The organism is Paraflavitalea soli (assembly GCF_003555545.1).
GTDB lineage: Bacteria > Bacteroidota > Bacteroidia > Chitinophagales > Chitinophagaceae > Paraflavitalea > Paraflavitalea soli.
In genome coordinates, this window is sequence record NZ_CP032157.1 from 1379899 (window position 1) to 1405368 (window position 25470).

Annotated in this window: 16 protein-coding genes; 12 read left to right on the plus strand and 4 right to left on the minus strand. The window is 48.4% G+C overall.

Features of this window, described 5'->3' with window-relative positions; genetic code table 11:
- Positions 1–110: 110 nt before the first annotated feature.
- The 4 genes from D3H65_RS05270 to D3H65_RS05285 all read left to right on the plus strand — a co-directional run bounded on the left by D3H65_RS05270 (position 111) and on the right by D3H65_RS05285 (position 6412).
- Positions 111–2768: a CBM96 family carbohydrate-binding protein gene (locus tag D3H65_RS05270; RefSeq protein WP_119049259.1), complete on the plus strand. Its 2658-nt coding sequence runs from the start codon at positions 111–113 to the stop codon at positions 2766–2768.
- Positions 2769–2937: 169 nt separating this feature from the next.
- A complete protein-coding gene (locus D3H65_RS05275) occupies positions 2938–5199 on the plus strand; it encodes a cellulase family glycosylhydrolase (RefSeq protein WP_119049260.1) in 2262 nt (753 codons plus the stop codon).
- A gap of 90 nt (positions 5200–5289) precedes the next feature.
- Complete coding sequence (locus D3H65_RS05280; RefSeq protein ID WP_119049261.1) at positions 5290–5724, plus strand: FKBP-type peptidyl-prolyl cis-trans isomerase; 435 nt, start codon at positions 5290–5292, stop codon at positions 5722–5724.
- A 106-nt stretch (positions 5725–5830) separates the two neighbouring features.
- On the plus strand, positions 5831–6412 hold the full coding sequence (locus D3H65_RS05285; protein WP_119049262.1) for a Crp/Fnr family transcriptional regulator: 582 nt from the start codon (positions 5831–5833) through the stop codon (positions 6410–6412).
- A gap of 6 nt (positions 6413–6418) precedes the next feature.
- Here D3H65_RS05285 and D3H65_RS05290 read toward each other — a convergent pair whose 3' ends face one another.
- From D3H65_RS05290 to D3H65_RS05300, 3 genes are all read right to left on the minus strand, one after another.
- The gene (locus tag D3H65_RS05290) at positions 6419–6736 is read right to left on the minus strand and encodes a hypothetical protein (RefSeq protein ID WP_119049263.1); all 318 of its coding nucleotides are present in this window, start codon (positions 6734–6736) and stop codon (positions 6419–6421) included.
- A gap of 11 nt (positions 6737–6747) precedes the next feature.
- The gene (locus D3H65_RS05295; RefSeq protein ID WP_119049264.1) at positions 6748–7326 is read right to left on the minus strand and encodes a nitroreductase family protein; all 579 of its coding nucleotides are present in this window, start codon (positions 7324–7326) and stop codon (positions 6748–6750) included.
- A 238-nt stretch (positions 7327–7564) separates the two neighbouring features.
- Positions 7565–8284 (minus strand): pirin family protein, encoded by a 720-nt coding sequence (locus D3H65_RS05300; RefSeq protein WP_119049265.1) that lies wholly within the window; start codon positions 8282–8284, stop codon positions 7565–7567.
- A 366-nt stretch (positions 8285–8650) separates the two neighbouring features.
- Here D3H65_RS05300 and D3H65_RS05305 point away from each other — a divergent pair, with 366 nt between their 5' ends.
- The 6 genes from D3H65_RS05305 (at position 8651) to D3H65_RS05330 (ending at position 18257) form a co-directional block, all read left to right on the plus strand.
- Positions 8651–11686 carry a SusC/RagA family TonB-linked outer membrane protein gene (locus D3H65_RS05305; RefSeq protein WP_245999684.1) on the plus strand — a complete coding sequence of 1012 codons (3036 nt, stop codon included), beginning with the start codon at positions 8651–8653 and terminating at the stop codon, positions 11684–11686.
- Positions 11687–11697: 11 nt separating this feature from the next.
- Positions 11698–13560, plus strand: a complete 1863-nt coding sequence (locus D3H65_RS05310) for a RagB/SusD family nutrient uptake outer membrane protein (protein WP_119049267.1) — start codon at positions 11698–11700, stop codon at positions 13558–13560.
- Between the two features lie 67 nt (positions 13561–13627).
- Positions 13628–14032 carry a hypothetical protein gene (locus D3H65_RS05315; RefSeq protein ID WP_119049268.1) on the plus strand — a complete coding sequence of 135 codons (405 nt, stop codon included), beginning with the start codon at positions 13628–13630 and terminating at the stop codon, positions 14030–14032.
- A gap of 29 nt (positions 14033–14061) precedes the next feature.
- Positions 14062–15054 carry a DUF4466 family protein gene (locus tag D3H65_RS05320; protein ID WP_119049269.1) on the plus strand — a complete coding sequence of 331 codons (993 nt, stop codon included), beginning with the start codon at positions 14062–14064 and terminating at the stop codon, positions 15052–15054.
- 216 nt (positions 15055–15270) lie between these two features.
- Positions 15271–17322, plus strand: coding sequence for a right-handed parallel beta-helix repeat-containing protein (locus D3H65_RS05325; RefSeq protein ID WP_162915419.1), 2052 nt, complete (start codon positions 15271–15273; stop codon positions 17320–17322).
- Positions 17323–17561: 239 nt separating this feature from the next.
- Positions 17562–18257 (plus strand): hypothetical protein, encoded by a 696-nt coding sequence (locus tag D3H65_RS05330; protein WP_119049271.1) that lies wholly within the window; start codon positions 17562–17564, stop codon positions 18255–18257.
- Positions 18258–19145: 888 nt separating this feature from the next.
- On the opposite strand, the gene D3H65_RS32795 is transcribed toward D3H65_RS05330, so the two are convergent.
- Positions 19146–19535 (minus strand): hypothetical protein, encoded by a 390-nt coding sequence (locus tag D3H65_RS32795; RefSeq protein ID WP_162915420.1) that lies wholly within the window; start codon positions 19533–19535, stop codon positions 19146–19148.
- An 807-nt stretch (positions 19536–20342) separates the two neighbouring features.
- Between D3H65_RS32795 and D3H65_RS05345 the strand changes: the two genes are divergently transcribed.
- Both D3H65_RS05345 and D3H65_RS05350 read left to right on the plus strand, forming a co-directional pair.
- Positions 20343–24659: a DUF6443 domain-containing protein gene (locus tag D3H65_RS05345; protein ID WP_170163500.1), complete on the plus strand. Its 4317-nt coding sequence runs from the start codon at positions 20343–20345 to the stop codon at positions 24657–24659.
- Positions 24637–25284, plus strand: coding sequence for a hypothetical protein (locus D3H65_RS05350; RefSeq protein WP_119049274.1), 648 nt, complete (start codon positions 24637–24639; stop codon positions 25282–25284). The genes D3H65_RS05345 and D3H65_RS05350 overlap by 23 nt, the downstream gene beginning before the upstream one ends.
- Positions 25285–25470 lie beyond the last annotated feature (186 nt).

Genomic DNA, 25470 nt, shown 5'->3' on the forward strand with positions numbered 1-25470 from the left:
GAGGTGACACCTTCGGTTGTCAGAGGTGACACCTTTCGTCTGCTACGCAAGCGAAAAGGTGTCACCTCTTAGTGCTTATGTTTTTTCTTTTAACCATCAATATATCAACTATGAGTAAAAATTCTATTTATGCTTCTTTAATTGGAAAAGCAGAATGCCTGAAGGCGGGCTTGCTGCTTTTATTCTTTTCCGTGGCAGGTGTATTATCTTCCCGGGCAGCTACTGTTACGGTCACTTCCTTATCGGCGCTGCAGACGGCCATTAATAATGCTGCGCCGGGCGATATCATTATCCTTGCCAATGGGGTGTATACGGCTTCTACGGATATCACCATCGATAAGCAGGGTACAGCTGCGCAGCCAATCACCATTAAAGCGGCCTCCATAGGCGGCGCCGAAGTGAAAGGCACGGCTGGCTTTAATATTGTAAGTCCTGCGAAGTACATCATTATACAGGGATTTAAATTTACGCACAATGCTTCGCAGGCTACCATGGCCAGCGGTACCAGCTTTTGCCGGTGGACGCGGAATATTTTTGAAACACCGGGAGCAGGGGAGAACTTATTGCTGAATGGCAATGACCATGAAGTGGACTATAATACGTTCCAACACAAGAATGCGCTTGGCCGCTTTATTGCTGTGCGTGGCTCGGGCAGCCAGATCGCCCAACGATTGTATATCCACCACAATTATTTTTTTGATCAACAACCACAAACGGGCAATGGCGCGGAAACGGTACAATTTGGCCTGAGTGGTTACAGTCTTTCTTCCAGCAACAGTATCATGGAGTACAACCTGTTTGAAGAATGCCAGGGTGAAAATGAAATGATCTCCATTAAGTCATCGGCTGTTACGGTTCGCTACAATACGATCCGTGATTGTGGTGCCCAGTTTACCTTACGCCATGGCAATTTCTGTGTGGTGTATGGCAACTACTTTATCAATACGCCGGGTATCCGCATTTTTGGAGATGACCATAAGATATTCAGCAACCATTTTGAGAATTGCAATCCGGCCATCAATATCGGTAATGGGGATGGGGAGGTAGCGGATGGCGACCCGTTGACGGCGCATGACCGGCCGGACCGGGTATTGATCGCTTACAATACGCTGGTCAATAATACGGCCAATATCACGCAGAGCGGCCGCACCAATGGCCTGGGGGCTACTGCTATTACGGTGGCCAACAATATTGTACAAGGTGGGGGAGCCGCTGCTTCCATTGCAGGACCTTATACGGGGGCTGTATGGAGCGGTAATATGATCTATAATACGAATGGGGCAGGTTCTATGCCGGCGGCGGGTTATACTACTGCCAACCCCTTACTGGCCAGGGACGCTACCGGTACTTTTCACCTGCAGCCGGGCAGTCCGGCCATTAATGCCGGTACGGGTTCTTATCCCTCGGTAACCTTTGATATGGATGGACAGGCGCGTACTTCACCGCTGGATAAGGGGGCTGATGAAGTATCGGGTGCTGCCGTTACTGCGCAGATCCTTACTACTGCCATGGTAGGATACAATGGCAATTATACACCACCTGCACCCAGCTGTGAACCGGTGAGCGCCAGTGCCGACGATGGTAATGTGCCCGCCAATGTGCTGGACAATGACCTCAATACGCGCTGGTCGGCCAATGGTGATGGCCAGTGGATACAGTTTTGCCTGGGCGATACGCTTTCCGTTACAGGGGTGCAGATCGCTTTCTACAGTGGCAATACCCGCACTTCCACTTTTGATGTGCTGACAGGCAATGACGGCACCAACTGGACAACTGCCAGCGCCGGCCGTGTAAGCAGTGGTACTTCGGTAAACCTGGAAACATTTTCCTTTACACCGCGGAATGCAAAATATGTACGGATTGTAGGGCATGGCAACAGTGTAAACCTGTGGAACAGCTATTCGGAAGTTAAGATACAAACACAAACAGGAGGCGGAGGTACTACTACGCTGACACCAACGCATGATGCTTATGTACGTAATGGTACGAATGCAGGGGTGACGCATGGCACTACCGATCCTGGTATACTGCTCACCAAACTCAATGCTACGGCCTCTGCCGGTAATGACCGGCATACCTACCTGCAGTTTGATGCCAGCAGTGTGAGCGGCACGATCAGCTCGGTAACGCTGCGGCTGTATGGCGGACTGGATGATAACCGCGATAACAATATACCGGTGAATGTGTATGCGGTGAGCAATACTACCTGGACGGAATCGACCATTACCTGGAACAACAAGCCTGCTACGGGCGATTCGCTGAAGCGGGTGGTGGTGACAGATTCAATCAAGCGGTATTATACCTGGGACCTTACTGCTTATGTGCAGGCTGAAAAAGCAGCAGGCAGGAATATCATTTCGCTGGCTTTATTGGCCAGGATCGCCACGGATCCACGCATTGCCTGGAATTCGAAGGAAACGGGCAGCAATCCGCCTCAGCTGGTGATCACTACTTCTTCGGGGGCAAGAACTGTCTCTACGGTGAGCAGCCCTGCTGTAAAGAAAGAAGTGTTGCTCAAATCATTCAGCACCTATCCCAATCCATTTGGCAGAACGAATACCATCAGCTTTACTGTTGAAAAAGCCGGACATACCAACCTGGCGGTATATGACATCAGCGGCAGGCTGGTGAAGGTATTGGTGAATGCTCGCCTGGCTGCCGGTCATTATCGTCGAGACTTTGATGGAACGGGTGCTCCGGCAGGAATATATGTAGTGAAACTGGTACAAGGAGGTAAGACAGTAATACAAAAAATAGTGAAGGAGTAACGAGGCAACGAGGCAACAGGGCAGCGAGGCAACGAGTTGGGCTTTGATAGGCTCTCATGGATCAGAGGTGACACCTTTACCCTTGCGTAGCAGACGAAAGGTGTCACCTCTCTTTGTACTCCATTAAACCTTTTGACATAATCAACCTTTCATCATTAAATGAATCCTCATGAAAAAAAGTATCTATCGTTTTTTGCAGGTGGTGAGCCTGGTATGGCTTAGCCTGCTGATGGCCCCGCACAGCAGGGCACAAACACCGGTGGCCAAAAATGGCCAGTTGAAAGTGATCGGACTGAAGCTTTGCAACCAGTATGGCAATCCCATCCAATTGCGGGGCATGAGTACGCATGGCCTTCAATGGTATGGATGGGGGAGTTGCTTAACAGAAGCTTCCCTGGATGCGCTGGCGAATGACTGGGGCTCTGATATTTTGCGCATATCGCTCTATGTGCAGGAGGGCGGCTATGACACGGATCCTGCAGGTTATACGGCCCAGGTGAGCCGCCTGATCGATGAAGCCACTGAACGCGGTATGTATGCGCTGGTGGATTGGCACCAGCTGGATCCGGGTGATCCCAACGTGAACCTGGCCAAGGCCAAGACCTTCTTTACGGCTATTGCCAATGCGCATAAGGACAAAGTAAATATCATTTACGATGTATGCAATGAACCCAATGGGGTGACCTGGGCGAGGATCAAGACGTATGCAGACCAGATCATCCCGGTGATCCGGGCTATCGACGCGGATGCGCCCATCCTGGTGGGTACGCATGGCTGGGGTTCTTTTGGTATATCAGATGGCCGCTCGGCCCAGGATATTGTGAGCAATCCGTTGACCTTTTCCAATATCATGTATACGTTCCATTTCTATGCGGCTTCGCATGGACAGGAATACCTGGATGAGCTGGACTGGGGTTCTGACAGGCTGCCGGTATTCGTTACGGAGTTTGGTACGCAAACGGCTTCGGGTGATGGCACCAACAATTTTACCAGGAGCCAGCAATACCTGGACCTGATGCGTACGAAGAAGATCAGCTGGACTAACTGGAACTACTCAGATGATTTCAGGAGTGGTGCGGTATGGAAGACGGGTACCTGCCCGGCTGGTCCCTGGACGGTAGCCAACCTTAAACCTGCCGGTGTATGGATCAGGGAACGTATGCTGAGCCCGGCAGATGATTTTCCCGGCGGTGTTGTTACACCTACCTGTGATCCTGTAATAGCCAGTGGTGATGATGGAAATGTACCAGCCAATGTACTGGACAATAATTTAAGCACGCGGTGGTCGGCCAGTGGCAATGGACAGTGGATACAGTTTTGCCTGAGTGATACGGTATCGGTAACGGGCGTACAAATTGCTTTCTACAGTGGCAATACGCGCACATCTTCTTTTGATGTACTGGTAGGTAATGATGGTGTTAACTGGACTACGGCTTCTGCCGGCCGTGTGAGCAGCGGCACTTCGCTCAACCTGGAAACCTTCACCTTTACGCCACGCGATGCCAAATATGTGCGCATTGTAGGGCATGGGAACAGTGTGAACCTGTGGAACAGTTATACAGAAGTGAAGATACAAACAGGTAGTACTGGGGGTGGTCAGCAATTAACGCTCGCCCCGCAACACGATGCCTATGTACGTAATGGCACGTATGCTGCAGTTACACATGGCACCACTGATCCGGCCATCCTGATCTCGAAGCTCAATTCCAACCCGGCCACCGGCAATGACAGGCATACTTACCTGCGCTTTGATGCCAGTGGAGCCACCGGTACGGTTACTTCGGCCATTCTGCGGGTATATGGTAAGCTGGACGATAACCGCAACAGTAATATACCGGTCAATGTTCATGCAGTATCGAATACTACGTGGACAGAATCGACTATTACCTGGAATAATAAACCGGCTACGGGAGCTTCGCTGGGCAGTGCTACGGTAACGGACTCTATTGGCCGTTATTATACCTGGGATATTACGGCTTATGTACAGGCTGAAAAAGCAGCAGGCCGCAATACTATTTCGCTGGCTTTACTGAGTACGATTGCTACCAATCCGCGTATTACGTGGAATTCCAAAGAAACGGGCAGCAATGGACCTCAGCTGGTGGTTACCACCACGCAGGCCCTGAACGCGGGCATTGTTCAGAACGGTAAGGCGGGAGAAGACGAGGTTGCCGGAAAAGTAACCCTGCTTAGTTTCCCCAACCCTTTTAAAGAAAGCAATACCATTCAGTTTACCCTGCAAAAGGCTGGATTTGCCAACCTGTCGGTGTATGATATGACAGGCAAGCAGGTAGCTGTATTGGTCAATGGAAATTTACCCGCAGGGCAGCACCGGGCTGTATTTAAGCCGGCAGGTACTGCGCCAGGTATTTATACGATCCGGCTCATGTACGACCGAAAGGTGGTCACGCAAAAGCTGGTGAGGGAGTAGGCGTTCTTATTTTCATATAGCAATTAACAAGCCGGGTACGTCTGTACCTGGCTTCGTTGTTTTGGCTATCTTTGCCGAAAATATACCATTATGGGAATTGCAGATAAATTGTTCCAGATGAAGAATGAAAAGGCCGCCGCTAACCTGAAAGCGGGGGAAGAATTTTTGGCAGCCAACAAGCAAAAGCCAGGTATTGTAAGTCTGCCCAGCGGACTGCAATATGAGATCATCACGGAAGGCACGGGGGCCAAGCCAACTGCCTCCAATAAAGTGACCTGCCATTACCATGGTACGCTGATCGATGGTACGGTATTCGACAGCTCGGTAAAGCGTGGTCAACCTGCTACTTTCCCGCTGAACCAGGTGATCAAGGGCTGGACAGAAGGGGTGCAATTAATGCCCCTGGGCAGCAAATGGCGTTTTTTCCTTCCTGCTAACCTGGCGTATGGCGACAGGCAGGTAGGTACACATATCGGTCCCAATAGCGCCCTTGTTTTTGAAGTAGAACTGCTGGGTATTTCTTAAGCTTTATCTCCGGATCATAAAATAGCTATTCAACGAGTCGCATAAGTTCTTATGCGATTTGTTGTTTTAGGTAACTATTCACCAGTTAATCAACAGCTACTTACTTATGTTTGATCAAATAGATGCATCGGTGGCTAAATATGTGCAGCTGACTGAAGTAGAAAAGGAAATATTCCATGGTTTGCTGAAGCATAAGAAAGTAAAGAAGAAACAGTTCCTATTGCAGGAAGGGGAGGTATGTGCTTTTGAAAACTTTATTATTAAAGGTTGTATCCGGCTTTATTTTATTGACAAGGAGGGCGTGGAAACCATTCTTTATTTCGCTGTGGAGAACTGGTGGGTGAGTGATCTGGCCAGCTTTATGGATCAGACGCCTTCGAATCAGTTTATAGAAACGCTGGAGGATTGTGAGCTGTTACAGCTTGATTACCGCTCCAAGAATGAGCTGCTGGAAAAGGTGCCTAAAATGGAAAAGTATTATCGCATACTCTTACAACGTTCAATGGGTGTGCTGCAACAGCGATTCTATGCCAATGTTTCTCAAACAGCGGAGGAGCGCTACCTGGCCTTCCTGGAAAAATACCCGCAAGTGGTGCAGCGGGTTCCGCAGCACCAGATTGCACGGTATATTGGTGTATCCCCGGAATTTCTTAGTAAAGTGAAAAGTACTTTGTATAAGAAGCACTGACAGGCACTATGCCTTCTGTGGCGCCAGCGCCGCCAATATCTCATTCTCCAATAAGCCGCTGCCTCCACCATAATGCCGGATCACAATGATTGCGGGGTCTATTTGCTGCAATGCTTCCTTTAATATATTTTCTTCTTCGGTATTAATGCCGGCACATAACAAAGCCAGGTCAAATGATGCTTTGCGGGCGGTTGCTATAGCTTCTTCGTTGGTAAGGACAGCTGTACCAGTCCATTTACCCGGCACATTGATGAGCCTTTGCATTACCTGCATGATCTCTGCATTGCGGCCAATGGCCAGGATATTGAGTAATTTCTTTTCCATACCAGCACTGTTTAATTGAGTAAGGAAGTAAATTCAGTTAATGCCTTACGGGTGCGAGGGCTTGTTTCCCTTGTTTTGTAAGGCTCCTGTAGTTTCTCGGCCACATCGGAATAACCGAGGGCCATCACACTTACCACTTCTTCGGTTACGGGCAGATCAAGCAGGTCGGCTAACTTGTGTTTATCAAAGCCAGCCATCAGGTGACCGGAAATATCCATGGATTGGGCCTGCAACAGCATGAAGGAATGGAACATACCGGCATCGTGCATGTAATAGGCATTCTTTTGTTGGGAGTCGGGCATCTCTTTGATGCCAATGCTCACTACCAGGGCGGCTGCATGTTTTGTCCAGGGTTGATTGCCGGGCAGCAGGGTACTCCATATTTTCTCAAATCCTTCGGTGCCATGGAAGGCATATACCTGTCGCCAAGGTTGGGTATTGTTGGCGCTGGGCGCCCAGGAACCTGCTTCCAGAATAGTGAGCAAGTCTTTTTCAGCTATTGCTTTATCGGAAAAGGAGCGTGGGCTCCAACGTTTTTTGATGAGGTCTATGACGGGGAATTGTGTGTTGGCTGTTTTAACTGTGTTCATAGCTTGTTGTTTTATTATTCTTATGTAAAGTTACCACGAAGGGTAGGGGTGTTCCATTAAGGTAGATTAAGAAATGCGGCATTCGGCAATCGAAAATCGGCAATCGGGAAAGCCCGGCTTCGACAGCCCTTCGACAAGCTCCTTTAGATCAGGGTGAGCCGCCCTTAGAGGGCGACCCACCCTTCGACAAGGGTGACAAGCTCAGCCCCGCCAAGGCGGGGTAAACTCTGACAATCAGTTATGGATTCATGGGTACATCAATGATGAGGAGCTGCGCGTTGTCTGTTTCAGCTATCAGGTTCACCGAAGCAGCGTTCTCGATGGCTAGGGCATCGCGTTGTTGCAGTTGATGGCCATCTATTGTGAATGACCCATTGATAACGAAAGCATAGACGCCATTGCCATTTTGTTGAATATTATATAGGGTTTGCTGCGCTTTATTGAAAATACCCATGCTAAACCAGGCATTTTGTTGAATAGATGTGCCTTCGTTGTTGGGAGCCGGTGCTATGAATGGCAGGAGCTTGTTCTGCATTTTCTCTTTGGAAAGTGTGATCTGGTCATAGCGGGGCGTAACGTTCAGCTGATTGGGGAATACCCATATCTGCAGAAATTGAGCCTGCCTGTCGGGATAATGATTGTATTCACTGTGAAATACACCGGTACCGGTGCTCATGACCTGTACTTCTCCCTCGCTGATCACCCTGGTATTACCCAGGTTGTCCTTGTGTTCCAAGGCACCGCTAAGGGGAATGCTGATGATCTCCATATTGTCGTGCGGATGTAATCCAAAACCTTTTCCTCCTTCTACCACATCATCATTTAAGACGCGTAAGGCGCCAAAATGAACTCTTTCAGGATTGTAATAGCCGGCAAAACTAAAACTCTGGTAACTGTTGAGCCAGCCATGATTGGCATGGCCACGGGTGTGTGCTTTGTGTTCGGTATATGTTGTCATAGTCTGATCTTTAGTTGATTGTGTGCCTATTTTCACTACACAAAAGTAGCTCCGGTTGTTATGGACAACCATTAATGTAGTTTAAGAAATGCTGTTGATCTGTGTTAAAAAGCGGTGAGCGTGTTTGACCGCGGAAACGAAAGTGGCAAGTAGTTGATTGTTGCTGACGGGGTTGATCCGGCCCGGGAAGGGCTTACGAAAACGTATCCGAAAACGTTTCAGTAAATAAATAGTCTGTTTCTGAAAACGATTTCAGCTTTTTTTATCAAGTTTGAGTTAGCTATATTCTAACATATAAACTGATTGCTTATGCCACAGACTCTCTATCTGCGGACAAAGGTCTCTTTGTCCGTAATTCAGCTTCTTTTGGTTATCTTATTATTCCCCCTTTTTTCACAAGCACAACTGAAAACGATTTCAGGTACGGTAAAAGATGAAACAGGCGCTCCTTTGCCTGATATTTCTGTTACAGTGCGTGGTGGATCTGCAGGGACTAAAACAGATGAAAAAGGCAGCTTCTCTATCAGTGCCGCCAAGGGGGCAACGTTACTTTTTTCTTCTACGACCCATGAATCTTTCACACTTACTGTAGATGACCGCAATGAGTACAGCATTGCGCTGAAACTAAAAGTGACCTCCATGAGCGACGTGGTGGTGGTAGGTTATGGCCGGCAAAAGAAAGTAAACCTGGTAGGAGCGGTATCTACGGTAACGGTAGATGAAAAACTTACAGGCAGGGCGGTGCCCAACGTATCGTCAGGACTGAGCGGCCTGGTGCCTGGGCTGGCTGCCACGCAGTCAACCGGTATGGCTGGCCGTAACGGCGCGGAGCTGCTGATCCGCGGTCTTGGTACGGTCAACAATTCCAGTCCGCTGGTAGTAGTGGATGGTATGCCTGATGTGGATATTAACCGGGTAAATGTGAATGATATTGAAACGATCTCGATCCTGAAGGATGCTACTTCGGCTTCGGTGTATGGATCAAGGGCTGCCAATGGGGTAATACTGATCACCACCAAATCCGGCAAGGGAGGTAAAAAGACCTCGATCAATTTTACGAGTAATATGGCACTGAACAAGCCGGTGAAGGCTTATGATTTCATGGCTGATTATCCAAGGGCGCTCACGCTGCAACGTCAAAGGACGGCTACGAACACGCTTCCCGGCAACCAGCTCTTTAAATTGGGCACTATCGACCAATGGATGGCGATGGGTATGATCGATCCACTGCGCTTTCCGAATACAGATTGGTGGGATGTGATCACGCGCGACGGGGCTTTCCAGAACTATAACCTGAGTGCTTCGGGCGGCGGCGATAAATCAAACTTCTTTGTATCGGTAGGTATGCGTGATGAAAAGGGCCTTCAGATCAACAATGATTACAAGCAATACAATGCGCGCTTCAACTTTGATTATAAGGTGAAGAACAATATGAATACGGGTGTAAAGTTCAATGGCAACTGGAGCAACCTGTCGTATGCGCTGGAAGAAGGATTTACGGATTCTGATCCAGCCAACACAGCGGGTACGGATATGCAATATGCGATTGCGGGTATTACACCCTATGATCCTGTGTTAAACCGGTATGGTGGTGTAATGGCTTATGGTGAAGATCCCCAGGCCTACAACCCTTATACGGTGTATCAGAATATGCAGAACCGTCAGAACCGGCAGGAAGCGAATGCGATGATGTATTGGGACTGGACGCCGATCACGGGGTTGACAGCTACGATCGACTATGCACTGAACTATTATAATCAATTCAGCTGGCAGGCCAATATGCCCAACCAGGCATTTAACTTTCAAACGAACAGTTATGGCAGCCGGGTATATGTAGGTCCCAATGCGCCGATTGTTAATAATACCAATACGGGTTATAAAACGATGCTGAATGGCCGGTTGAATTATCATACGACGATCGCTACGAATCATGATATCAGTGCTTTGTTTGTATACAGTGAAGAGTATTGGTATAACCGCTACCAGGGCAGCAGCCGGAATGACCGGCTGAACCCGGGACTGCATGAGATCGATGCGGCGCTTACCACACTGCAATCCACTGGTGGTAATTCCAACACGGAAGGTCTGCGCTCTTATATTGGCCGGGTGAATTATACGGCTTACAACAAGTACCTGCTGGAAGCCAATTTCCGGGTGGATGGTTCTTCCAAATTCCTGCCGGGCAGCCAGTATGGTTTCTTCCCTTCCGTGGCGCTGGGCTGGAGGTTCTCGGAAGAAGCGTTCATCAACAAGGTGACGGGTAATTTCCTGACCAATGGTAAGTTGCGTGTGTCATATGGATCGCTGGGTAATAACAGCGGTGTAGGACGTTACGAGCAACAATCTACGCTGGCTGCCAACCATTATGTGCTGAACAGTGATGTACAACGCGGTTTGGTGAACAGTAAGCTGTTGAACAGCGATCTTACCTGGGAAGAAACGGCTGTGTTGAACGTAGGCCTGGAGCTTGGTTTCCTGGATAACCGTTTAACAGCAGAACTGGATTATTATGACCGGCTGACGACGGGCATGAACCGTCCTTCTGAATTGTCGATCATGCTGGATGGCGCCTATAACGCTCCGCGCAGAAATATCGGCAACCTGCGCAACCGGGGTATTGAAGCAACGATCGGCTGGAAAGACAGGTTGGGCAGTATAAGTTACGGTGTAAGCCTCAATGCATCGTACAACAGGACGAAGCTGGAAAAATGGAATGAGTTCCTTACCAGGGGCTGGGTATTCCTTGATATGCCTTATCACTTTGTGTATACCTATGAAGATAAAGGGATCGCTCAAACCTGGCAGGATATATACAATAATACTCCGCAGGGAGCAGTGCCCGGTGATCTGATCCGTAAGGACCTGAATGGCGACGGACGTATAGATGGCAATGATATGAAGGCTGATGTGAACAGTCAGCGGGACAGGCCTTCTGCTTTCTACAACCTGAATGCGTATGTATCCTGGAAGGGATTTGATCTGGGGGTTTTACTGCAGGCAGCCACAGGCCGTAAGGATTTCTGGCTGAATGCATTCAATAATACTAATTTCAGTGCATCACGTTATGCTGCTACCTGGGACCATTGGAGCAATCCATGGACACTGGACAACCGGGGTGGTCTGTGGCCACGGCTGGGTGGAAGTGGCAATAACAGGGCAGAAACTACTTTCTGGCTGGACAATTTGAATTACATGCGGTTGAAAAATGTGCAGCTTGGGTATTCGATACCCGGCACTATGCTGCGCAAGTTGCACGTAAACAGCTTGCGCATAGCAGGGTCTGCTGAGAACCTGGCAACTGTAACGAATTTCCGTGGACTTGATCCTGAAAAGGGAGGATCGGTCAATAATATGTACCCGCTTGTAAAATCCTATAACCTGTCTGTTCAACTGGGTTTCTAAATTGCTGTAATATGAAAAAGATAACATCTCCAACAATTATAACGACGATACTTATAGTATCCGGCCTGCTGACGATGGTAGCTGGCTGCCGGAAAGACCTGTTGAAGCAGGACCCTACTACGGAAGTGCTGGGTGCTGAATTCTGGCAAACGGAAAGTGACGCGATGGTAGCATTGATGGGCGCCTATGCCTCTACAAGGCCTTGCTTTGACCGGGATTATTATTTTGATGGCCAGGCAGAATATGTGCGCACCAGGGGGACCAGCACCACCAGTGGTAACTTAAGGCTGGGTGATGCGTACAATGGCGGCAACTATAGCCCATCGGGTTATGCTTCCAGCTTTGATAAGATGTACCGTTACCTGTATGGTGCTGTAAACCGGGCCAATTATGTGATCGATAACGTGAATACGATGATCGCTTCGAATATTGGTAACAGGGAAACACTGGAGCTGATAATTGCAGAAGCAAAGGTGCTGCGTGGCCTGTCTTATTTTAAACTGATCAGTATGTGGGGTGATGTGCCCTTCTTCACGAAGACGGTGAGCAATGTGTCTACAGAGGCCAATGCTGAGATGCTGCGTCTTTCCCGTCTTCCGATCGGGCAAGTGAAGGACTCTATCCTGGTTGATCTTAATTATGCAATTGATAGATTGCCGGTGAAAGCCGCTGCCCTTGGCCGGATGACCAAACCAGCTGCGCTCGCACTGCGGGGTAAAGTACAGTTGTACTGGGCCTCCTGGAAAAAGAATGGCTGGCCTGAGCTGGAAGGATTTACGCAGGATGTTTCTGCAGCGAATGCGGCTTACCTGGCTGCTTCGGCAGACTTCAAATCGGTGATCAATGACTTTGGTCTTACGCTCTACCTGGGCGGCGATCCTGGTTATATCAGTGTATTGGGAAGGGCGGATACGCTCCCCAACTATTATCATTTGTTCACGCCGAAGGCGAATGGTAATCCTGAAATGCTGCTGGTGTTTACGCATGGCGGCAATAGCACCAGTCAGGGTGAGGAACTGATGCGTGATTTTGCAGGCCGCTCTCATGAGGGTTCGCAGTGCTGGGTTTCTCCGAGGTATGAAATTGGTGACCGGTATCAACTGCTGACCACGGGTGATTTTGGTCCGAAGATGGTGCAGCTCAATCCTACCACGAATGCGAATGCGCGAACGACGTTGAACTCGGCTGTAAACCCTGCGACGTATGCGAACCGGGATTATCGTATGAAAGCTACGATCCAGTGGGATTACGAACAGAGTGTAGGTATGGTATCGCTGCAATCAACCGGTATGTGTCCCTTTATTTACCAGACCTGGGGGGCTAATATTACGCTCAACGGTGTAAACTATATCACGTACAATACGGATGGTGTGAACTCGGGTTATGTATTCCGCAAGTTTGTTCGCAACTATGCGGGACAAGGCCGTAGTGATGGTGATTTTGCCTGGCCTGTAATACGGCTGGCAGATGTGTACCTGATGTATGCAGAAGCTACCAATGAAACGGGTGGTCCGCAGGCTGATGCGATCGACCTGGTGAATAAGGTGCGTCGTCGCGGTAACCTGCCCGCATTGGACGGCAGCAAAACGGGTACGTATGCTGATTTCTTCGCTGCCATTGAGCAGGAGCGTATCGTAGAACTGATTGGCGAGGGGCAGAGGAGCTTTGACCTGCGTCGCTGGAGGGCCATTGAAAGAGTATGGGGGGCGCCCGGAAGCGCCGGTGTATGGAGGCGTGATACCTGGGGAGCTGACAAAGACAGGTACTACCAGAATACGGCCGACAGGACCTATGAACAGAACTACATCTTCAGGATACCACCTTCTGAACGTGACCTGAACCCCAACCTTACGCAAAATAAGCCCTGGCGGTAATGCTAATTTGAAAATTAGTCAATCCCGCAGAGCGGGACAAGTTTTGAAAATTTGAAAATGGAATACAATGAAATCAATTAATGTAATATATGCGCTCTTGATAATAGTACTTGCAGGGAGTGCCTGCAAGAAAGATAATCCTGTAGATGAGGATGGGTTGCTGATCACTTCCCGGGCTGAATGTGCGGTAACCAATTTTGAATTGCTGGGAACGGATTTCGTAACGGTGAGAACAAAGGCAGCCGCCATCGATACGACTGCACAAACTATTGCCGTGACGGTGATGTTTGGTACGGACCTGAAAAACCTGTATCCGCAGTTTACGCTGTCGCAGGATTGCAAGCTGGATCCCAAGATCACGGGAAGGACAGACTTTTCTGATCTGGCCAATCCACGTGTGTATACGGTGGTATCGGGCAACAGGCAGGTGAGGAAACCCTATAAAGTGCTGATCACTGTTCAGCCGCGCTAATCCATTTTATTATTATTAAATGAGCAATCATGAAACAAACATCAATATATAATTATCCTATGGCGCTGCTGGCCATCCTGGTGGTGGTTATGGCAAGTTGTGATAAAAAGGATTATGCACTGCCTACGGCCAAGGACAAGTTGCAGAACGATGCCATCAAGCGTTCGCTGGGGCCTAATATTGTGAATGATACGATCGAATTTGTATATGCGATGGGGATTCTGCCTTCCAAGGGCAAACTGGTTTCGGCCGAAGTAGAAGCTTCCATTGAAGGAGCAGCGGGTACTTTCCTGGAGCACCGGTCGTACTATACGAATACGAGTGGAGTGGATGTGGGGGTACAGATTGGTGATCCATCTGTAACGGTGAAAGAAAAAACAACGGTGACCTTTACCAGGGATACTTCTGCCGCTGCGCTTCGTTATACGTATATCGTGCCGGAAGCGGCGCGCGGGAAAACGGTCTCTTTCACTTTCACTGCCCGGAGCAGCAATGGTGAAACGGCTACTTATAAGCTGGGGCCTTACAATGTATCTAAAATGGATATGAAGCGGCTGCTTACGGTGGTAAATGGTGGCAATGCCTATATCTCCATTGAGGATATGGCTGTGTACAATGATGCAGGCGCTGCGGCGAATGCGAACAAGATCGACCTGGTCTATCTGTACCGTACGTATACTACCAGCACTTTTACGCATGCATTGGTAGCGCCGGCAGCGGATGCGCAATACCTGCCGGATATTACTTTGCCTGCGGGTGTTAACAGGAATACCAAGATACAAAGGGTATTCAGTCTGCAGGATTATGACCTGGCCTTCTCTGCAGTAGGTGTGTATATTGATGACAGGGACTTCCAGGAGCTGGATATTTCCAATGCGCCCAATTTTGCCATTAACCTGAAGGCTGAAGCGGGCATTTGGGTAGAGACGGCGGATAAGAAGTACCGTGCGTATGTATATGTGAATTCGATCAATAACAATGCGAAGAGTGCGGTGATCAGCATGAAGCGATATGCATTGTAGGGGACGGCAATCGGCAATCGGCAGTCGGCAATCGGCAATCGATAATCGGCAGCCGGCAAATGCTTTCGCTTCGCAGTTGATGAGATAACAAAGGCAGCAGTTAGTTATTCTATAGCGTGTATTTCAAGGGTAGCCCCGGCAGGGGCTATTCCTTTTTGTTGTAATTTATAAATTCCCGCCCTTTGAAAGGGCACTCATCCGAATAATATGAACAACATGAATCGTAAGCTCAGCATTATAAGTTTCCTGTTATTGGTGGTTTTAATTCCCTTGTGTTCGTTGGCCCAGCCTTTTGTTCATCCGGGTGTTGACCAGTCGGCGAAGGACCTGGCTTATATGAAAGGGCAGGTATTAAAGGGTGCGCAGCCCTGGAAGGGGGCTTTTGACCGGTTGAAAGCTGCTACGGATACGGCTTTTACAGCAGTGCCTTTTGCCCATGTGTTGCGGGGGCCATATGGTAAACCTAATATAGGCGGCAATGACCTGTCGAAGAGTGCTGCCATGGCTTATAACTATGCGATTGTGTGGTATATAACCGGTGATAAAACTTATGCTAATAGGGCTATTGGGATACTGGATGCGTGGACGCCGGTATTGTGGCATTTTGATTACAATGATGCTAAATTATTGGCTGCCTGGACAGGCCATGCGTTGTGCAATGCGGCCGAGATATTGCGTTATACGAATGCCGGCTGGAAACAGGAAAGTGTTGGCCGATTCAAGTCGATGCTCATGGATGTGTATTATCCGCTGCTGCGTTTTTATTATCCGCAGGCGAATGGCAATTGGGATGGGGCGATCATTCATTCCATTATGGCCATGGGCATTTTCCTGGATAACCGGGCGATGTTTGATAATGCGGTCGATCATTTTCTGCATGCGCCAGTGAATGGCAGTTTGTTTAAATATATTTATCCCAGTGGTCAGTGCCAGGAGAGCACGCGTGATCAGGGGCATGTGCAACTGGGCCTGGGGGAATTTGCCGGTGCGGCGCAGATCGCTTTTACGCAGGGAGTTGATCTGTTTTCTATTGGTGGTTACCGGCTGGCGATGGGTTATGAATATACTGCGCGTTTTTTATTGGGGGAGAAGCCGCACTGTTATGGTGTTATTTCAGAACGGGCCAAAGAATTACGGGATGATTATGAATATGTATACCAGCATCACAAAGCCATAAATATTTCGCTGCCTTATACGGAGCGTGCGGCGGACAGCGTGCGTTCCAAAGCTTCCAGAAGTGTATTGACAGCTGTACGGGCGCCCAATGGTGTGACACCCACCAAGGGTAAGACACCTATACCTGATAAGACAGGTTATATAGCGGGCGCTACAAAGGCTCCTGTTATTCCTGCTGATGCGGTGCTGGTGGCTCCGGGGCAATCCATTCAGCAGGCATTGGATGAGGCTGCAGGCAGTGGCCGTTGGGTGGTGGCAAAGGCGGGTATCCATACCTTGCCTGCGACCTTAAAGATACCCAGTGGTGTTGTATTGGCAGGTGAGGGCATTGCCACGGTGCTTTTCCTGGACCCTGCTTCGGGTGCCCGGGAGACGATGGTAAACGGGAGTGATGACCTGCACGATGTTACTATCCGTGACCTGGTAATAGAAGGGGCAGCTTCCACTACCGTGCCCAGCGATCCCAATAGCGGGCGTTCTTACCGCGGCGGTTATAATCGCGGTGGTATCCTGTTCAGGGCGCAGCGGGAGGGGCAAATGAAGCATATCAGGCTGGAAAACCTGACGGTGCGCAATTGTACTTACAATGGGGTATTCATCAACGGGGCCGCAGGTATAGACATCATTAGCTGTGATCTGAATGAGAATGGGGTGAGTGTGCCGCCGGGACAAAAGTTATTGCATAACCTGTTGTTGACGCATTGTTCGCAGGTGACTGTTCAGAATTGCCGTCTGGCTACTTCTCCTCTGGGCGCTGGTGTGGCGCTGGAGGCCTGTGACAGTGCCCTGATCAGTGGCTGTGAGATCGCCCGCAATGGTTATTATGGGGTGCTGATCACGGAAAGCCGTGGTGTGACGGTGAGCAGTAACCTGGTGGAGGCCAATGACCGCAGTGGGGTGATGGTAGAATTTTTATACAAAGGGTCTTCTGCTATTACTATCACGGATAACCGGGTACAGTTCAATGCAGGCTATGGTGTGGAAAGTTATGGCGCCACCAATTGCCTGTCAACTCAAAACAGGTATAGTCATAACGGCCATGGCAAGGAGCAACAAAAGATCAGTGCAGCTAAAACTATTTTGATGGAGTAGGGGTAGGATGGGGTGTGGGCGGGACTCTATGGCTTAGCCTGTGAAGCTCCCCATTGTAAGCCCAGAGAAGTCCCAGGAGAATACTACTACCATGGCCTCTATAAGAGCTCTATAACTGCTCTATAACAGCTCTATAAGAGCTCTATAACTTTTTGAGATATATTGAAAACTTTGTATATTGTAGTACAAGGGGATTTTCTGGCAGTAGTACCTTATTGCTTACTGTAAACTATTGGCGCATGCCGAAAAAAAGAAAATTCAATTCTACTATCCCTCCCTGTCCTGACCCGGACAAATACGTGCTGGTACGCGGTAAATATCGTTATTTCTGGCGAAGAAACAGGGGTACGGTGAAACCTGCGGTACTGAATGAGGTGCTGGCGCGGAGCGCCGCCATTACCGTCCAAACCAATAATGCTGCCAAGCAAATGATGGCGCTGCTTTCTGTATTCACCCAAAAGATGGACCTTGGTATGACGACCACGCGGGTGGCCGGGGCTTTTAAGAAGGCTTACCTGGAAAGCGGTAAAATGGATTTCCGCCATATGGATAAGGTCGTCTTTCAGGAAGATTATCCCATTTATAAGCTATTTACGGGGCATATTCACCAGCAGATGGTGCGGGGGAGTCTGCAACTGAGCGTTGGTGTGGGAAGCCTTAATGTGCACCGGCCAAGTACCAAAGCGGAAAGCTATCAGCTGCATGCCATCCTACTGTCTGGAGATCCTTCCAAGGCCCGGGGCATCCGGATAGAGACGGATGAATCAAGGACGTATTCCTATAAAGAACAGGGACAGATCGAATGCAAGCTGTCATTGGTATTGCCAGCGAAGAACCGCCCCTGGATGGTATTGCTGTATCTTGGTACCAAACTGAATGTACCACTTAATGCCGGTCCCAGGTACCAGGCGATGATGGTGGTGCGGACGGGGTAAGGGGGGAGAATACAGAATACAGAATACAGAATGCAGAATGCAGAATGCAGAATACTCCGTGTTTTGTACTCCTTACGCTTATTGGTAGCTTGCCTCTGTCATACTGGGTTCAAATAGCTCTGGCAAACATACAACATAGGACGTGCCAAATCCAAATGCGACATGGCCGGTTTGGTTAATTTTGTAATTTTTGTAAAAAATCGACGTCATTGTAGTCGATTTTTTACATTTTATACAAAATAGACGAAATCGACAATCGGACATTTGGAAACGGGTATCTGAATGTCGTACGTTTGTATGGAACAGTTACCAAAGCAATCGACTATGTGGATGGGGCCCCTAAGCATGGACGATGGAAACTACTAAGTGTTGTGCAACACTTGCGGATGAAAAGCTACGAGCCACGAGCTTCGAGCTACGAGCCTTAAGCTTCGAATCTTTTGAAGGCGCATTCGCTGTTAAGCGATAGCGATTGGCGGTTGACTGATTGGTTTTTAGCTGTCAACTGAGGGCTATTGCCACTGGTATTGATCCTTTGTTTCCCGGATCTGAATCTATGCTGAATGGCTGCGGAACATTTACGAGAGGAAGAACGGGACAAAAACAGGGAGGCAGAAGCCAGGATTTGGTTGCTGGTTATAAACGATCATCGCCTGGCCGGAAAGCGGCGGCATCGTTGCGGGCAGTTCTGTCTGCGCGGCAGCTGCCGGGTATCCGGAGGGTAAATAAAAACTGTTTCTCTTATCAGAGATATGATAAAGCCCTGCTCTTTGGAGCGGGGCTTTTTGTGTCTGAACTGGGATGGGTGTGATTTATGGGATAGATGGGATGGAATCACGGGCCTGCAGGACTGAATATATTTCGCTGATGGAATCGCTGATTGATGGATTATAGGGATTTCGTGGATGACGGTTGGGATTTGTTTGTATTTGTGGCTGTTTGTATCTGTCCTGATTTTTTATTTGCGCCTGTGTTTGTATTTGTGCTTGTGGTGCGACTGTGCTGTTTTTGTGTATTGGTGTTTGTATTTTGTAATTGTGTTTTCAACTGTGTTTGTGTTATTGAAAGCGGCTGGTACAAGTGAAAAGGCCCGGAGGCCTTTTCATATGTGACGACGGGAGCGGCCGGCAATGCCTGGGCAGTAGCGGCAACGAGGAGGATGTAACCGGCAAAGGCCCTTTCAAAAGCCGCGCACTGGGACCTGCGGACAACGAAAATGCGGCACTGCTCAATGCCAACCATACAGGAGATAGTACGTGCAACGAGATAATACTTCATACTAAAAAATTAAAAATGAAAAATAACAGCAAAAGCTGCGGAGCAGTGCCATGGCGGCATGGGCGCAAGGCCAAATGGAACGCGGAATAAATGCGCGGAATTCATCAGCTGCCCTACTGGTGACAGCTGGTGCGGTATGTGTCGATGAGGGGGTGTACTAAAGCTTTATGCCGAACCATTTGGCGGCATTGACGCCAAGGGTTTGTGGGCAGGTGTGGGCTGGCTTGCCGCCATAACTTTGTATAGCGGTTTTTTCTGTTTTTTTAGTATGAGGTATTGTTGCTGCCACCGGAGAGGTGGGTATTGCAGTGAGGGATTTGGAGGCAGGAAGTGTGCGGAATGGATGAGGGTATGCTTCGGTGACGGCATATGCGGTAGGCGATATGATAATGGTCAAATGATGCCTTATGCGAATGGAATTATTTTCTGCAATTTAATCCCTTCTCTTTGCCTGAGAATTCAAAACTTCCTAACCTTGTACTGCACCATCCCACAGCATTTTCTGCAATGATGAGTCTTTCAATTCCGTAACTAATGATCATGACTGTTGACAAGGCACTATCAAATTATAGCTGCTACGGATAAATTATACACAGAATGGTTAAACGGGGGTGACAGTTTGAAATACAGGATAAAGATCATTAATCTTGTATGGCAGATGGGCCACCGCCCATCACCACACTTCGGTTATTCGTCCTCCGGTTAGTGATCAAAGAAAAGCACAGGTTTACAACAGTAGTCATTTATTGCAACGGTTACGGCTTTTGCCGGTAGCCTGGGTACTTTCTTTTATTAAACCAACTGCTTATGCGAGCTTCTCATGCCCTGCTCACCGTAATCATTTTTCTATTGCCTGCCAGCTGGCTTTTTGCCCAGGACCCCACTGTGGTAACGCCACCGGCTTATACAGGGGTGAGCAACAACAAAGTGATCACCTGGACGGCTATGAAGCCTGATACGAGCGATGCCAATTTCACTTTAAGCAGTCCCCTGCGGCAGGCGCGTATCACCATCCAATACTACGACGGGCTGGGCCGGCCGGTGCAAACGGTGCAGAAGCAGGGGTCTTACCCTACAGGCGGCAGTGCTGTGGACCTGGTAAGCCCTGTGGTCTATGATGAATGGGGACGCATCCAGCGGCAATACCTGCCCTTCGCCGCTAACAGTACGGGCGGCAATACCTCGATCAGCGATGGCGGCTTTAAGACCAATCCCTTCCAGCAGCAGAACTCGTTTTACAGCAATCCGGGCAGCCCTGTCTATGGACAGGGAGAAACATTCTATTATGGTAAAACGGAATTTGAAGCTTCTCCGCTCAACCGTGTGCAGCGCAGCTATGCGCCCGGCAACAGCTGGGTGAATGCAGGCCGGGGCATAGAGCATAAATACTGGGGCAATACAGTTACTGATAGTGTACGCGTCTGGAAGGTGACGAACAGCGGCAGCATGGGGGTATTTGGCAGCTATAATTGCGACAGCTTGTATAAGCCGGGTGAATTATTTAAAAACGTAACCGTCGATGAGAACGGCAAACAGGTGATCGAGTTCATCGACCTGGAAGGAAAGACCGTGCTCAAGAAAGTACAGTTCTCCGCCACTGTCGATACTGGTAGCGGAAAGGGCCACTATGGCTGGTACTGTACTTATTACGTGTATGATCTCCTGAACCTGCTGCGGGCGGTGATCCAGCCCCGCGGGGTGGAACTGCTGCAGGCGAATAGCTGGAACATCAACTGGAGCAGTGGGGTGATCCTGGCTGAGCAATGTTTCCGCTATGAGTATGATGGCAAGCGGAGGCCCCTGATTAAAAAGATACCCGGCGCTGGCCCTGTATACATGATCCATGATGCGCGCGATAGGCTGGTGCTGCTGCAGGATTCCAATATGCGGGCAGGCAGTCCTGTTAAATGGCTGTATACCCAGTATGATTCCATCAATCGGCCTATCGCGACCGGCCTTTGGAACAACAACAGCAGTTTGTCTACGCATTACCCGGCAGCCTATCCCAGCATCGATTATCCCAACCTGGCCGGGCAGACCTATGAGGAGCTGACCACTACTTACTATGATAATTATAACTGGCTGGGTGGGTACCCTTCGATGAGTACGGGTCATGATCTGTATCTGGAGCCGGCCAGTAATAGTACCTTCCCCTATCCCCAGGCGGTCACCCAATGCACCTCACTCCAGCTGAAAGGCATGGTGACGGGCACCCGGACGAGGATACCGGGTACGGGGACTTTTCTATCCTCTATCAGTTTTTACGATGCTGACAGCCGGCTGATCCAGCACCAGCAGGAGGATATAGGAGGCTACGAGGTAACTACCATGCAATATATCTGGATAGGTCAACCCTATATCACCGTAACAGAAGTGGTTAAAACGGGTACCGGTGGTCAGAGTACCATCCTGGTTGCCCGCAACAGTTTTGACAGCCTGGGGCGCATAGTCAAAACTGAAAAGAAGATCAGCAATACGGATGTCAATAGTGCAGCGATGAGCAGCTATAAAACGATATCAGAGCTGCAATACGATGCAATCGGGCAACTGGTGAAAAAGAAACTGGGCACCAAACCCGGTGCAGGTACCGAACTAGCAAAGGTCGACTATACCTACAATATCCGCGGCTGGCTGACGGCGATCAATAAGAACTACCTTACCAATGCCAACAGTGACCAGTACTTCGGCTTGGAGCTGGGCTATGATAAAAACGGGAGCCTGGGTACTTTCACGCCCCAGTACAATGGCAATATCAGCGGGGCTTTGTGGAAAAGTGAAGGGGATCAGCAAAGACGTAAGCAGGATTTTACCTATGATGCAGTGAACAGGCTTACTGCAGCCGACTTCAACCAGTACGTGAGCGGCAGCGGCGCCTCGGCGGTATTCAACAAGAGTGCGGGCATGGACTTCAGTACCACCGGGCTTAGCTATGATGCCAATGGCAATATCCTCACCCAAAAGCAGCGGGGCTGGAAACTCAGCGGCTCTACTACTATCGACAGTCTTGCTTACAATTATATTCCCAACAGCAACCGGCTGCTCAATGTAATTGACGGAGTAAATGATGTGAACACCCGGCTGGGGGACTTCCGTACCTCTTCCCTGCACCCCAATGCAGGCAGCAAAAATAGTAATACAGTCGACTACAGCTATGACGGCAATGGCAATATGGTCAAAGACCTCAATAAGGACATCGTAACTTTTGCAGGCGGCAATGGAGTGGACTACAATTATCTGAACCTACCGGCGAAGGTGACGCTGAAAAAGGATGGCAGCAATAATAAGGGCTATGTGGAATATGTATATGACGCCGGTGGCAGGAAACTGAAAAAAACGGTGTATGAACCGGGGGTGGATACGATAGTAACGCTCTACCTGGGCGGGGCGGTATACCAGAACGATACCTTGCAGTTCTTCGCCCATGAGGAGGGGCGTATCCGTTTTGCAGGGGTGGATAGCGGGGTGTGTACGCCGCAGCCCAAACGACTCTTGTTTGATTACTCGCTCAAAGATCACCTGGGCAGTGTACGTGCGGTGCTCACCGAACATAAGGAAAACATTTGCTACCCGACTGCCTCGGTGGAAGATGCGCGGTACCAGAAAGAAGACGACTATTACAATATCGTTGACGCCCGGCGCATCACCAAGGCTACTACGGCGGCTACGCAGGCCAGTTTTGAAAACAAATTGTACCGGGTGCATGGCGGGCTGACGAATGAGAAAACAGGCCTTGGAGTTGTGCTGAAGGTGATGGCGGGTGACCAGGTGAAGATCGCGGCAGAATCCTTCTACACCCTGCCCGGAGGCGGTGCGGGCAGTCCGCTTACACTGGCGGTGACAGAATTGCTAACTGCCTTTACAGGCAGTAGCACAGTAATAGCGGGTAAAGGGGTGCTGACACCGGCACAGGTGAGCGGGATTGGAAACAACAATACGGATCTGGCAAACTTTATCAGTAATAATAACCCTGGGGCAAGTAATGCCCGGGCCTTTGTTAATTATATACTCTTTGATGAGCAATTGAAGTACATTAGCGGCGGTGCGGACCCGGTACTGGCGGGCGGGGGATATAAGCTGCACAATACGTATATCAACAATCCTGTTACGGTCGTTAAGTCAGGCTATATGTACGTTTATGTGAGCAACGAGAGTAACCTGCCTGTTTATTTTGACAACCTGGTCCTGACCCACACCCCCGGACCGATACTGGAAGAAACACACTATTATCCTTTTGGATTGGTGATGCAAGGCATTAGCAGCAAGGCCCTTACGACGCCACTTAGAAACAGGTTTAAGTTTAATGGTAAGGAAGAGCAGGGCCGAGAGTTCTCCGACGGCCGTGGGTTGGAGTGGATTGATTATATCGGCCGGATGTATGATCAGCAGATTGGAAGATGGCATGTACAAGATCGTTTGTCAGAAAAGTACACAACATTGAGTTCCTATTGCTATGTGGCTAACAATCCTATTTTAAATATTGATGTAAATGGAGATTCGATCATTGTGACGAGTGATCTAAAAAATGAACCAGTAGTTTGGGGCGCATTAAATACAATGAATCGAACAAGTCTAGGTAGGCAAGAGTATAATAATTATGCAGGCAGTGAAACACATGATGTTTATATAGGGAAAGGGAGTAGACCCGGTTCTGCAGGGTATACGCTTACTGGACTTAGGGAAAACAGGATAGTGACAGATGATAATACCTTGGATTTTGGTTCAAATAACATAAATAAGCCAGGGGTTAGTAAATTTCAGGGAAAAGATGTAAGCAAATCTGAAGGTCGTGAAATCAGTATTTTAGGGGTTAATGGACAGAGCTTGAATCAATTGGATAAATATGATCTTGCCTTTGTATTTTTTCATGAAATGAATGCTCATATATCCAATTCTAGTGGTGATGAGGAAAAAGAACATAATCGATTTGGAAATTCCTCAGTCACACCAGGATTGCCATTAAAGAATAATGGTGTCCTAAATGTAAAATTTCAATCAACTGCATGGAGCTATATGAAAGACTTATTAGAACTTAAGGTTAAGGACGGAAATGCAACAAAAGAGAATATTCGCGATTTAGCATTAATGAAAAAAATGGAAGAAGATGCTCGAAAAAATTCTAAGTAATACTTTTTTTATTGGCTTTTGGTTCTTGGTATGTTGTCAAAATAAAACAAAGCCAGAGGTTTTTCAACAAATGAGAACCAAATATCAAGATCTTAAAATAGATGATTCAAACTATTTTTTAAAGGATTTTGGATGGTCAGATAATTCGATCAAAATGTCGGGCAAAAATTACCAGAAACTTAAATGTAGCCCGGATTCTTATTTTTTTATTGGCGGTTATTGCAGAATGCAAAATGGGAGCTTGTTATTAATTCCCTTTGATTATAAAAACGCCACCGGCTTCAATGAAGATACTCTCTTTAGTTTTAATGTACCCGAACAAGCTTCCTGGAATGCTCGATTCGATAACGACAGAAAAATGTCTTCAGGAGATTCGATTGTGTTTACTGGGAAGACTTTAGCCCAAAACGATACGCTTTTTAATTTCACTTTGCATCCTTTTTATTTTTATCCCGCTTCAGGAAATAAACATTATCAAGCCCATCGTTTCGATGTTGAAGTAAGTAAGTCACGTGGAATCATTCGGGTTTTTACTATTATTGGAAATAGGGATACTCTTTATGAAGCCACATTACTCCCCCAAGAGAAATTTATCAATAGAATGGGCAATAAGCTGATAATATAAAATCTTTCTACTCCTGACTAAACAGGATAAATGCACAATCGCTGGCATGTTCTTCGATAACCACGTCGTGGCCCCATCTTGAAAGAAACGTACTGTTATCCTTTTGAATTGGTTATGGTTGGTATTAGTAGTCGAACATTGACATCTCTGATCCGTAACAAATGGAAAAAGATGCTAAAAACAAAC